This window comes from Paenibacillus yonginensis (genome assembly GCF_001685395.1).
Taxonomy (GTDB): Bacteria; Bacillota; Bacilli; order Paenibacillales; family Paenibacillaceae; genus Fontibacillus; species Fontibacillus yonginensis.
On sequence record NZ_CP014167.1, the window covers coordinates 4,482,967 to 4,495,530 of the forward strand.

The following is a 12,564-nucleotide window of genomic DNA, read 5'->3' on the forward strand; positions in this document are numbered from 1 at the left end:
GTAACACAAAAATGCGCAAACTCCTGGTCAAGATTTCGTTAGCCTTGATAGTCGCCGTCATGGGGGTGGGAGGCTATTATCTTTATTCCATTTATCATTTTACGCAGCAGATTCAGCAGCCCTTCAAACAGGCTTCGGCAGACAGCAGCCAGAACGACGGCAGCAGCGGAGCTGCCGGTGAAGACAATGTGGCCAGCAGCTACAAACCTCCCGAATGGGAGGGGAAAGAGCGGGTTAATATTTTGGTTATGGGCGCCGATGGAAGGAACGATGAGTCCGGAAGATCGGATTCCATGATGGTGCTTTCCGTCGATCCCGTGAAGAAGCAGGGATATTTGATGTCCGTGCTCAGGGACACTTATACTGAGATTCCCGGTTACCGGTCCAGCCGGATTAATACGGCATTCAGCGTCGGCGGTCCCGAACTGCAGATGGAGACTACAAGCAAGCTGCTGGGCATTCCTATTCAATTTTACCTGTATACGAATTTCGACGGTTTTATGGAGCTGGTCGATCAACTCGGCGGGATTGATATCGACGTGGAGAAAGACATGAAATACGAAGATGGCGGAGACCACCATGTATATGACATTGATTTGAAGAAAGGTTATCAGCATTTAGATGGAAAATCTGCTCTGCAATACGTCCGGTTCCGTCATGACGCCACATCGGATTTCACGCGTACGGAACGTCAAAGAAAGTTCTTGAAGGCCGTTATGAATGAAGTACAATCAACTTCATCCTTGTTTAAAATGCCTTCGCTTCTTAATTCTATTGCGCCTTATATAAGAACTAATATGTCTACGGAGGATATGCTGAAGCTGGGAACGTTGGCTTTCAAGATTCCGTCCTCCAGGATTCAGGGCGAGCAGATTCCGCCGAACTCTTTGGTGAAAGCAGAAACGATTCAAGGAGCTTCCGTGCTTACGGTAGATAAAAAGAAGCTGCAGGCTTATGTCCAGGAGCTGTTTGAGGCCGATCTTTCGCAGACCTCAGAAAAAAACGCGGACAAGGCAGACAAAGCAGATAATTCGGGCAGCCAAGATGGCCGTTAGGGAAGCGGAAGGGATGACGCGGAAAAAGATTCGGAAGCATCCGAACACGCGTCCCGGTTTCGCTTGCCGGCGGGAGTTCGCTGCTTACTGGGGATAAACGGGTTTTCGGACCCGTTTTTTGATTTGTCTTTTTTTGGCTGATCAAGACGATTAACCGGGCCCGAAGATTGTATAATCCAGTATCATTCCTGGCGAATGTTGGGTAAAATATAGAAATGATTAAAGAGACAAGGGAGGCTGTTATGGGAGAGAACGCCATTATCCGCTTCGACCAGGTGACCAAGCAGTACGATCAGGACGAGCCCGTGCTGAAGGCTGTCAGCTTCGAGATAGAACGCGGCAAATTTTATACGCTGCTGGGCCCGTCCGGCTGCGGCAAAACGACGATCCTGCGTCTGATCGCAGGTTTTATTGAACCCTCGCAGGGCTCGATTTATTTGAACGATGTTAAAATCAACAAAGTTCCGCCGAACGAGCGGCAGGTCAACACGGTTTTTCAGGACTATGCTTTGTTTCCCCATTTGAATGTTTATGAGAACGTGGCTTTCGGGCTGCGCATCAAGAAGATGAAGAACGACGTCATTTCAGAGAAGGTCAGCGAAGCGCTGCGCCTGGTGAATCTGGAGGGCTACGAGAAACGCCAGATTACGGAAATGTCCGGCGGCCAGAGGCAGCGCGTCGCCATTGCCCGGGCGATCGTGAATGAACCCGAGGTTCTGCTGCTGGACGAGCCTTTGTCGGCACTTGACCTGAAGCTTAGAACCGAGATGCAGTACGTGCTGCGCGAACTGCAGCAGCGGCTGGGCATCACGTTTATTTTCGTTACGCACGACCAGGAGGAAGCGCTGGCCATGTCGGACGAAATTTTTGTCATGAACCAGGGCGTGATCCAGCAGAGCGGGACACCAAACGACATTTACGATGAGCCGATCAACCGGTTTGTCGCGGATTTCGTGGGCGAGTCCAATATCGTGCCTGCGGTGATGATCGAAGATAACCTGGTGGAATTCAACGGCCGGCGTTTCGAGTGCGTGGACCAAGGGCTGCGCCCGAATGAAAATGTAGAGATCGTGATTCGTCCGGAGGATTTGGAGATTACGTCGCTGGAACAAGGCAAGCTGCGCGTCAAGGTGGACACCCAGCTGTTCCGCGGAGTGCACTATGAGATCAGCTGTTATGACGAATCCGGCCAGGAGTGGCTGGTGCATTCCACCAAACGGGCGGAGCCGGGCAGTATGATCGGCCTCCAGTTCGAACCGGAAGCGATCCATGTCATGAGATTCGGAGAAACCGAAGAAGAGTTCGACAAACGCCTGGAATCCTATGAGGTATCCGGCCATGTCACGTAGCTCCCGCGGATTGTACCTCATCCCTTATTATTTGTGGATGGTGCTGTTTGTCGCCCTGCCCGTGGTTCTGGTTGCGTATTATTCGCTGTTTGACATTGAAGGGCATTTTACCTTGTCCAACTATGCGAGCTTTTTTACGCCCGTGTATATGCGAATGACGCTGAGTTCGTTCTGGTATGCGCTGCTCATTACGTTATTCTCGCTGCTGGTTGCTTACCCGGCGGCTTATGCGCTGACGCGGACCAAACACAAGCAGCTTTGGCTGCTGCTGATTATTTTGCCGACCTGGATCAATCTGCTGCTGAAGGCTTATGCCTTCATCGGCATTTTTGGCACGTATGGGCCGGTCAATTCGTTGTTTAAAGCCATAGGCCTTGGCGAACATCAGATTTTATTTAATGATTTCAGCTTTGTGTTTGTGTCGGTTTATATTTTTATCCCGTTTATGATCATGCCTATCTTTAACGCCCTGGAGGACATTAATCCGACGCTGATTGCGGCTTCCCGCGACCTGGGGGCGTCGAGCTTTGTCACGCTGCGGCGGGTGATTTTTCCGCTGACGTTGTCCGGTGTCCGTTCCGGCTGTATGGCCGTCTTTATTCCGGCTTTGTCCCTCTTTATGCTGACCCGGCTCATTGCGGGCAACAAGGTGATCACGCTGGGTACGGCCATTGAGCAGCACTTCCTAGTGACGCAGGATTGGGGGATGGGCTCGACGGTAGCCGTCTTCCTGATCCTGATCATGGCGGTGCTGATGCCGGTGCTCGGCGGGGGAAGAGAGGTGCGGAAATGACTGACAAGAACAGGCTCGGCAAGGTGTATCTGTTTATCGTGTTTGTGGTGCTGTACGCGCCGATCTTCTATCTGATGTATTACTCCTTCAACAGCGGCGGCAATATGCACGGCTTTGAGGGGTTTACGCTCGAATGGTACAGCGAGGTCTTTCATGATACCCGGCTGATCATCATCGTGATCAATACGCTGGTTATTGCGCTGTTGTCCTCTGCGATCGCAACGATCATCGGGATTGTGGGTGCTTTGGCTATTGACCGGATTCGCCGGAAACGGGTGAAAAATACGATCCTGTCGCTCAACAACGTGCTGATCGTCAGTCCAGACGTCATCATCGGCGCTTCGTTCCTGATTCTGTTTACGATCGCCGGGATCAGGCTGGGATTCGCCTCGGTGCTGCTGTCGCATATCGCCTTCAGCGTGCCGATTGCCGTGCTGATGATCCTGCCGCGTCTGCAGGAGATGAGCCCGACGCTGGTGGATGCCGCGCGTGATTTGGGCGCAAGCCGCCGCGACGTGCTGATGAAGGTCATTTTGCCGTTTATCAGCCCGGCGATTTTGTCCGGCTTTTTTATGGCGCTAACGTATTCCCTGGATGATTTTGCGGTGACGTTCTTCGTGACCGGCAGCGGGTACTCGACGTTATCCGTCGAAATTTATTCGCGGGCCCGGGCGGGCGTGTCTTTGTCGATCAACGCGCTCTCCACGCTGATCTTCCTGCTGACCGTGATCCTTGTTGTCGGCTACTATTTGGTGTCCAGGAGCAGCATGCGCAACCGCAAAAAAGAGCGTGCAGCTGAATTGGGGGTGCCTGAATGAAGCACTTGGTTCGTATATTTGCAGTCGTGCTGATTGTGGCATTCGGCTTGATGGCGCTTGCCGCCAAGCTTAATTCCAGTCAAGGGTACTCCGGCTCCAATACGCTTACGATTTATAACTGGGGCGATTATATCGACCCTGACCTGATTACGAGGTTTGAACAAGAAACCGGAATCACCGTCATATACCAAACGTTCGATTCCAACGAAGCTATGCTCACCAAAATTGAGCAGGGCGGAACTACGTTTGATATCGCGGTGCCCTCCGACTATGCGATCGACAAAATGAAGGAGGAGAATCTCCTTCTCCCGATCGACCACAGCAAAGTTCCGAATCTGTCCAAAATCGATCCGAGGTTCCTAAACCTTGACTTTGATCCGGACAATCAATATTCGGTGCCTTATTTCTGGGGGACGGTCGGCATTGTTTACAATCCCGAGCTGACCAAGGGCATCGCGTTCAACAGCTGGAACGACCTTTGGAATCCGGAGCTCAGGAACAACGTGCTGCTGACTGACGGGGCGCGTGAAATCATGGGCGTGTCCCTGAACAGTCTGGGTTATTCTCTGAACGATACCAACGAGGATCATCTTCAGGAAGCGCTGCGCAAACTGGAAAAGCTGTCTCCTAACGTCAAGGCGATCGTAGGCGACGAAATCAAAATGCTGCTTGCGAACGGCGAAGCCGCAGCGGGTGTCGTCTTCTCCGGCGATGCAGCGGAAATTATGGACGAGAACGACACGCTGGATTACGTGGTTCCGGAGGAAGGCTCCAACCTTTGGTTCGATAACATGGTTATTCCGAAGACAGCTAAGAACCTGGATGGCGCGCACAAGTTCATCAACTTCATGCTGGAGCCGGACGTAGCGGCGCAGAACGCCGAATATGTCGGCTATGCCACGCCGAATCAGGAAGCGCTGAAGCTGCTGCCCGAAGACATTTCCGGCGATACCCGGTTTTACCCTCCTTCCGAGGTGACAAGCCACCTGGAGGTTTACAAGAACCTGGGCAAACGGATGCTCGGCCATTATAACGAGCTGTTCCTGGAGTTTAAGATGCATAAAGGATAAAAGGGATTTGAAAAATGAATCGTATGGAAAACGGAACTTTTAAGCAGACTTTGCTGGCCGATTCATTTTTTCCCAGAAAGGAAGGATAGGGTGAAAGACAAGCTGGCCCGTCTCCGCATCGTCCGGTTCCTGATGGCTGCCTTTCAGACCAAAACCGTTCGGATACTGATCCCTGTCTTGATCTTTGGTTTGGTGGTCTGGGCCGGACAGCATGAATTAAAGAAAGTCCGGCTTGGGGTCATGGTGGCCGAGTTGAGGCGGATTCCGCCTGGAGCGCTGGCTGAAATTCTCATCCTGGCGCTTGTTTCGGTGGCGGTGATGTCGTGTTACGACTTTGTGATCCGGCGTCAGTTCCGCTTCCAGGTAAGCGCCGGAAGAACGTTTCGGTACTCCTGGATCTCCAACACTTTTAACAATCTGCTTGGCTTCGCCGGCTTGACCGGGGCGGGCGTAAGAACGCTGCTGTATAAGAAAAGCGGTGTGCCGATGGGGGCAATCACGGCCGGGGTTGTCTTTTTGTCACCGGTTGTGCTAAACGGACTTTCCGTCATGGCCTGGCTCGAAATCTTCGGCCTGTTTGAAGCCAAAGCGCTGCTGCACGAGCATAAATGGATCAACCTGGCTGTATGGGCTATCGCGCTTTACCTGCCCTTGTTTGTCGCCCTGCAGCGGACAAAGCTGTTTGCCAAGTGGTTCCATAAACAAGGCAAAGATTTATTCCCCTGGCGGACGATTCTGGAAGCTATCGGGGCTTCTTTTGTGGAATGGCTGTTTGCCGGGTTGACGTTCACCCTGATTGCCCATTACGTGCTGGGGGGCGTAACGTGGCGGGAAATGCTTGGTTTGTATACGGTCGCCGCGGTCGGCGGCATTTTGAGCATGGCGCCGGGAGGCGTTGGGGCTTTCGACCTGACCGTGCTGCTTGGCACGAAGCTGATGGGATTTCCGGCTGAACGGGCACTAGCGGTCATCGTGCTGTTCCGGTTCTTCTATTACATCATCCCTTTCTGCATCGGCCTGATTCTTTCGATCCTTGAGCTGGGCTTCCGGGGGCGGAGGTCCAGCCCAGAGGAGGAGGAACGGCAGCTGCTCGAGGTTCCGCTTACGTATTGGCAGAAGCTGTGGGGCTGGCCGGGACAGTTTCGGTTCCTGAGCGATCTCGGCGTATGGGCGCTGGGCAAACTGGTGCTGCTCAGCGGCCTGATCCTGCTGTTGTCTGCAGCAACGCCGGGGCTGCTGTATCGCATCCGAATGTCGCAGGAGATTTTGTCCATGCCGGTTATGCATCTGTCGCATCAGCTTTCCGTTATTGTCGGATTTGTGCTTGTGGTGCTCTCCCGCGGCATTTCGCTCCGGGTGCGGCAGGCTTACGTCTGGACCAGCATCATGCTGCTGGCCGGTGCGGTGTTTACGTTCACGAAAGCTTTTGATTATGAGGAAGCCGTCTTCCTGCTGCTGGTTGCGCTCATGCTCTGGATCTCCAGAGGGCGTTTCTACCGCAGCGGAGCTCCGATCATCCGCAGATCGGTTGTGCTGTGGCTGGTGATCTCCGTGGTCATTGCCTTTATTTATTACTGGCTTGGCAGCCATATTCATTACAGCTTCTTCAAGCATCTGCATTTGAAGGAGCCATTGATCGGCCGGATGCCGTCCCGGGCTTATGCGGTGAATACGCTGGTCGGACTCGTCGGCGCCTGGATTTTGCTGATTCTCATATTCTCGCTGCGGCCCAACAGCCTGCGGGTTAAAGGGGCGGCTCCTGAGGATTTGGACCGTCTGCGTAAATTTCTGCGGGATAACAAAGGGAATGCCTTGACCCATATGCTGTTCCTTGGTGACAAAAGCTTTTATTGGGCCCAGGAAGGCCGAGTGCTGCTTCCCTATTCCAAAGTGCGGGATAAACTGGTGGTGCTGGGGGATCCGCTTGGCAAAATAGAGCTGGTATCCGCCGCCATTGCGGAATTCCAGCATTATGCCGATCTTTACGGCTTGTCGGTCGTATTCTACCAGGTTACGCCGGCTTATCTGCCCCTTTATCATGATAACGGCTATCGGTTCTTTAAGCTCGGCGAGGAGGCGCTGATTCATGTGGATGATTTCTCGCTAGCCGGCCGAAGGAATGCGGATCTGCGCAGCGTCCGAAATCGCTTTGAACGGGAAGGCTATACTTTTGAGATCGCAGCTCCTCCATACGGGGACAAACTTCTGGACGAACTGAAAGGAGTTTCCGATGCCTGGCTGAAAGGCCGCCAGGAGAAAGGTTTCTCGCTTGGCTGGTTTGAGCCGGCTTATCTCCAGGAAGCGCCGCTGGCACTGCTGAAGAACCCGGAAGGCGCCATAGTTGCTTTCGCTTCGATCGCCCCTTCCTATGATGGGGGAGAGACGGTATCAATCGACTTGATGCGGCACCGCCCTGATCTACCGAACGGGACGATGGACAACCTGTTCATCCGGCTGCTGGAATGGTCTAAAGAGAACGGCTTCAAGGTCTTCAACCTGGGGAACGCGCCGCTATCCAGCGTTGGCCAGAAGGACCGGGCGCTGCGCGAGGAGCGGCTGGCCGGCCTGGTATTTCAGCATGGCGGCCACTGGTATGGCTTTAAGGGCCTTCGGAAATACAAGGAGAAATTTAATCCGCAATGGGAACCGCGGTATCTCGCTTACCCTGCTTCCACTTATTTGTCGGTGCTGACGCTGGATTTGGTGCGGCTGGTTTCGCGTAAAGTAAAACGAATATAATTGACTAGGAGTTTGATTGGCCTGATGGATTCAGGCAGAACCTCAACTAAGGAGAGAATGGATTTTGCAGGAAAAAGCGGGATATAAAACAATTGCACTTGATATTGCTGGGAGAATTGTCAGAGGGGAATTCCCTTTGAATAGCAAGATTTCAGGTCGCTCCTTATTAGCCAGCCACTATCATGTATCTCCTGAAACCATCCGTAAGGCCGTCGCTTTACTTAAAGATGAGAACATTGTATCCGTCTCTCAAGGCAAGGAGATTATTGTTCTTTCCGACCAGAAAGCTCTTGAATACACGATTCGCAATAACCACTTAAAGACTGCTCAATCGTTAAAGCGGGATTTGCAGCAGCTGCTTGAAGAGAAGAAACAAATGGACCGGAAATTTGAGGAGCTGGTGCATCAAATTATGGAGGCGTCAGACAGGCTCCAGAATTTGAAGCCTTACCAACCCGTTGAAATCAAAATTCAAGAGCATTCTCATGTCGTAGGGAAAACAATTGGCAACCTGCAGTTTTGGCAAAACACAGGGGCAACGATCATTGCCTTGCGCAGAGGCACCGAAATTACGATATCGCCAGGACCGCATGTGGTGCTCAGAGAAAATGACATCATTATAGCTGTCGGGGATGATAAAATGAACGAAAGAACGGAGGCTTTTATTAATAAAAAAGAGCCTACCCATTAAAGCAAGAAAAGCCAGATCCGAAGGGTCTGGTTTTTTTATAGGCAAGTATACCATTTATTTACATACAATTTATATATGTTATTGAGGTTGTCAGTTTAGTAGAGGTCTGTTATATTAATTGACATACACTTAGGGCTCACGCCAACTCTGAATGCAAGTGTAGGAGGGAGAGTGCCATGCTTAAATTCGAACATGTTACCAAACGGTATCCAAACGGACATATGGCTGTTAAAGACTTGAATTTTGAAATCGCTGCGGGTGAAATTCTGGTGCTGATTGGCCCAAGCGGATGTGGCAAAACAACAACGATGAAAATGATTAATCGGCTGATTGAACATACGTCCGGGAACATACTCATCCAGGGTAAAGACGTTAATCTCCAGAATCCTGATAAGCTCCGCAGAAATGTCGGGTATGTCATTCAGCAAGTGGGACTGTTTCCCCATTACACCATCGAAGATAATATTGGACTTATTCCTCAGCTGAAGGGCTGGGATAAGAAGCGGAAACATCAGAAAGTCCAGGATATGCTCCGCCTCGTAGGACTTGACCCCGAAATTTATGCCTCTAGATACCCCAAACAGTTGTCCGGCGGCCAGCAGCAGCGTGTAGGCGTTGCAAGAGCGTTAGCCGGTGAACCTGACATTATTTTAATGGATGAACCTTTCGGAGCCCTTGATCCGATCACTCGGGAACAACTGCAGGATGAGCTGCTTAGACTTCAGAAAGAAGTAAAGAAAACCATTGTTTTCGTTACCCATGATATGGATGAAGCTCTGAAGCTTGGCGATAAGATTGCAATCATGAAAGACGGGGAGCTGGTGCAATTAGATTCTCCTGAACGAATTTTAAGTCAGCCGGCGAATGTGTTTGTTGAAGATTTTATTGGGAAGAACAGAATTTTTCAAAACCCCGAATATATCCCTGTTCATTCCGTCATGCGGGATAATCCATCCCTTACCCTGCCGGACCGAAATCTGGGCAAAGCACTGACTTACATGAGGCAGAAAAAGATAGATACACTTCTTGTCTGCGATTCTAGCAATAAACTGATGGGCATAGCTTCAGCTTACGATGTAGTGGCCGGACTGGATCATCATGAAACCATCGGCGAAGTTACACATCCGCCGGCGATTGTCTTGGAAGAAACGGCAACCGCCAAAGAAGCGCTGCTGTTAATCGGCGAAGCTCCTTACGGCATCATTCCCGTTGTCGATCATGAAGGCATCATCAAGGGAGTTGTTACCCGAAGCAGCCTGCTTACCGCCTTTACTGCACAATGGTCTGACGGGCAGAAGGAGGCTGGGGCATGAATCAGAAGTCGCTCATGCAGCAAATCGCTCAGCAGCTTGACAGCAGATGGCAGGATTTATTATCTGCGCTGTTGATCCATATTGAACTCGTCTTTCTTTCTATGATTCTTGCGATTCTTGTCGGCATCTCCTTAGGCATCTGTATTACGCGCGTTCCCCGTCTGAGGGGCGTTACGCTGGGGACAGCCGGCATACTGCAGACGATTCCCAGTCTTGCGCTGTTAGGTTTTATGATTCCCCTCTTCGGGATTGGCATGAACACCGCAGTTGCCGCTCTGTTCCTCTACTCCTTGCTTCCGATCATCCGAAATACTTATACCGGAATCACCGATGTGGATAAGGCCGTTGTTGAGGCAGCACGGGGGATGGGCATGACGAGCCGGCAGATCCTGTTCCGCGTTCAATTGCCGCTTGCTATGAGTGTCATTATGGCAGGGGTGCGAACGGCTACGGTCATTAATATCGGCACAGCCACACTCGCCGCATTTATTGGGGCCGGAGGGCTTGGGGAATTTATTTTCCTCGGCATACAGAGAAATATCGAAGCGCTGACGCTGCTCGGTGCGGTCCCGGCTGCCTTGCTGGCTATCCTCATTGATTATTTATTGGGCTTGCTTGAGAAATTAACCACACCAAAAGGACTGAAAGTCTAATCATCCTTGATAGTCTTATCAATTCGAAATCGTTTGGAGGAATAACGATGAACCCTTTTTATAAAAAGTTATTTAGCTCCTCGGCCATTCTTATGTCTTTAATTCTGATTCTGGCTGCTTGTGGCAGCTCTAAAGATACGGCCGGTGCGAACAGCGGCAAAGAAATTACGATGGGTTCCAAGAATTTCACCGAAAACATACTGGTGGCCGAAATGATGGCTCAGCTGATCGAAGCCAAAACGGACATCAAGGTGAACCGGAAGCTGAACCTGGGAGGTTCCAACGTCGTCTGGACGGCTTTGAAGAATAACGAAATTCAGCTCTATCCCGATTACACGGGGACAGTAGTGGCCAACTACTACCAAGAGAAAACGGGGACGGCCGAGGAAACGCTGGACCGTGCAAAAGAACTGGTTAAACAGGATCATTTAGTGTTCCTTGACCCGCTTGGCTTTAACAACACGTATACTCTGGCTGTAACCAAGAGTACGGCCGAGAAATATAATCTGAAGACCTACTCCGATCTTGCCAAAGTATCCCCTGATTTGGTTCTGGGCGTAGAGTTTGAATTCCTGGATCGGGACGACGGTTATCCGGGTGTACAAAAGCTGTATAATATGAATTTCAAAACAGCAAAAGGGATGGACCACGGCATCATGTATCAAGCGATCAAAGGCGGAGAAACCGACGTAACGAATGCTTATTCTACGGATGCTCAAATTAAAGCCAATGACCTGGTCATTTTGGAGGATGATAAACAATTTTTCCCGCCTTATTATGCGGCCCCCATCATACGCCAGGACACGCTGGATCAATATCCGGAGATTGCCGATGTGCTGAAAACAATGAATGATTCCATTACGGAAGAAGATATGCAGGATTTGAACGGGAAAGTGGACATCGAGGGATTAAAGGAAGATCAAGTGGCCCATGATTTCCTTGTCGAGAAAGGCTTAATCGAATCCTGATTTGAAATACCGGCTTGAACTGAACTAGAATGATAGTTATGAAAAATTAAGGAGCTAAGCGATCTGTTCTCGCTTGGCTCTTTGGTTTTGCCGTCCAGGCAGTCGCCTTGCGTTACAGGCTCCGGGTTTGAGAATCGCTGATGGCGGTGCCAGGTAGTTTTCCAAACTGTGATTTAAATAGGACAGACGGTTGTCAAAGACTGTATATTGAAGTAGGCCGTTTAGATCCGAACCTTTAGAGTAAGCGACCTTCAATTGCGGACAACCCCCTTTGTATGCTATAAAAGAGATAGTTTGTGCCCGGACGGCTCGTCCGTCAAGGGCCCTAAAATGGCCGTAAAGGAGCTGCTGCAATCCCATGTCTACTGAAATGAACACGCAGGAAGTTATTAATCTGATCAAAACCAGCAAGAAAAAAACGCCGGTTAAAGTATATCTTAAAGGAAATCTGGATGCCGTATCGTTCGGGGAGAACGTAAAGACGTTTATCACCGGCGGCAGCGGCGTTGTATTTGGTGATTGGGCTGATATTCAAGGCGTGCTTGAAGCTAACAGCGCTAATATCGAAGATTATGTTGTGGAAAATGACCGCCGCAACTCCGCTATCCCGCTGCTTGATCTGAAAAACATCAACGCTCGCATCGAGCCGGGCGCTTACATCCGTGAAATGGTCAGCATTGGCGACAACGCCGTCATCATGATGGGCGCCGTAATCAACATCGGCGTATCTATCGGCGAAGGCACCATGATCGACATGGGTGCTGTCCTTGGCGGACGTGTACAAGTCGGCAAAATGTGCCATATCGGCGCCGGTACGGTGCTGGCAGGCGTTATCGAGCCGCCTTCCGCTCAACCAGTAGTTGTCGAAGACGACGTATTGATCGGCGCTAACGCCGTTGTGCTTGAAGGCGTACGCATCGGCGAAGGGGCTGTCGTTGCGGCCGGCGCTGTCGTGACTGAAAATGTGCCTCCGTTCACCGTAGTTGCGGGTACGCCAGCACGTGTGATCAAACAAGTGGATGACAAAACCAAATCCAAAACGGAAATTTTGGCCGAGCTCCGTACGCTGTAAGTGAACGGTGGAAGTTGAACCAGTTAAGTCTACAAACCGGCTA

At 50.9% G+C, this 12,564-nt stretch carries 11 protein-coding genes; all 11 read left to right on the top strand.

Annotation, left to right across the window (positions count from 1 at the left end; genetic code table 11):
- Nucleotides 1–11 precede the first annotated feature (11 nt).
- The 11 genes from AWM70_RS20345 (at nt 12) to dapD (ending at nt 12,521) form a co-directional block, all read left to right on the top strand.
- A complete protein-coding gene (locus AWM70_RS20345; RefSeq protein WP_068699507.1) occupies nt 12–1,055 on the top strand; it encodes an LCP family protein in 1,044 nt (347 codons plus the stop codon).
- 242 nt (nt 1,056–1,297) lie between these two features.
- Nucleotides 1,298–2,404, top strand: a complete 1,107-nt coding sequence (locus AWM70_RS20350) for an ABC transporter ATP-binding protein (RefSeq protein WP_068699508.1) — start codon at nt 1,298–1,300, stop codon at nt 2,402–2,404.
- Entirely contained in the window at nt 2,394–3,197 is an 804-nt protein-coding gene (locus tag AWM70_RS20355; protein WP_068699511.1) for an ABC transporter permease, read from the top strand. Before AWM70_RS20350 ends, AWM70_RS20355 begins: the two co-directional genes overlap by 11 nt.
- Nucleotides 3,194–4,015, top strand: coding sequence for an ABC transporter permease (locus tag AWM70_RS20360; protein ID WP_068699514.1), 822 nt, complete (start codon nt 3,194–3,196; stop codon nt 4,013–4,015). Before AWM70_RS20355 ends, AWM70_RS20360 begins: the two co-directional genes overlap by 4 nt.
- Nucleotides 4,012–5,085 (top strand): ABC transporter substrate-binding protein, encoded by a 1,074-nt coding sequence (locus AWM70_RS20365; RefSeq protein WP_068699516.1) that lies wholly within the window; start codon nt 4,012–4,014, stop codon nt 5,083–5,085. Before AWM70_RS20360 ends, AWM70_RS20365 begins: the two co-directional genes overlap by 4 nt.
- A 132-nt stretch (nt 5,086–5,217) precedes the next feature.
- Nucleotides 5,218–7,824, top strand: a complete 2,607-nt coding sequence (gene mprF, locus AWM70_RS20370; protein ID WP_068700903.1) for a bifunctional lysylphosphatidylglycerol flippase/synthetase MprF — start codon at nt 5,218–5,220, stop codon at nt 7,822–7,824.
- A 64-nt stretch (nt 7,825–7,888) separates the two neighbouring features.
- Nucleotides 7,889–8,515 (top strand): GntR family transcriptional regulator, encoded by a 627-nt coding sequence (locus tag AWM70_RS20375; RefSeq protein WP_068699519.1) that lies wholly within the window; start codon nt 7,889–7,891, stop codon nt 8,513–8,515.
- Between the two features lie 176 nt (nt 8,516–8,691).
- Complete coding sequence (locus AWM70_RS20380; protein ID WP_068699521.1) at nt 8,692–9,828, top strand: ABC transporter ATP-binding protein; 1,137 nt, start codon at nt 8,692–8,694, stop codon at nt 9,826–9,828.
- A complete protein-coding gene (locus tag AWM70_RS20385; RefSeq protein ID WP_068699523.1) occupies nt 9,825–10,481 on the top strand; it encodes an ABC transporter permease in 657 nt (218 codons plus the stop codon). Before AWM70_RS20380 ends, AWM70_RS20385 begins: the two co-directional genes overlap by 4 nt.
- A gap of 47 nt (nt 10,482–10,528) precedes the next feature.
- On the top strand, nt 10,529–11,449 hold the full coding sequence (locus tag AWM70_RS20390) for a glycine betaine ABC transporter substrate-binding protein (RefSeq protein WP_083180454.1): 921 nt from the start codon (nt 10,529–10,531) through the stop codon (nt 11,447–11,449).
- A gap of 358 nt (nt 11,450–11,807) precedes the next feature.
- Nucleotides 11,808–12,521 carry a 2,3,4,5-tetrahydropyridine-2,6-dicarboxylate N-acetyltransferase gene (gene dapD, locus AWM70_RS20395; protein WP_068699525.1) on the top strand — a complete coding sequence of 238 codons (714 nt, stop codon included), beginning with the start codon at nt 11,808–11,810 and terminating at the stop codon, nt 12,519–12,521.
- Nucleotides 12,522–12,564 lie beyond the last annotated feature (43 nt).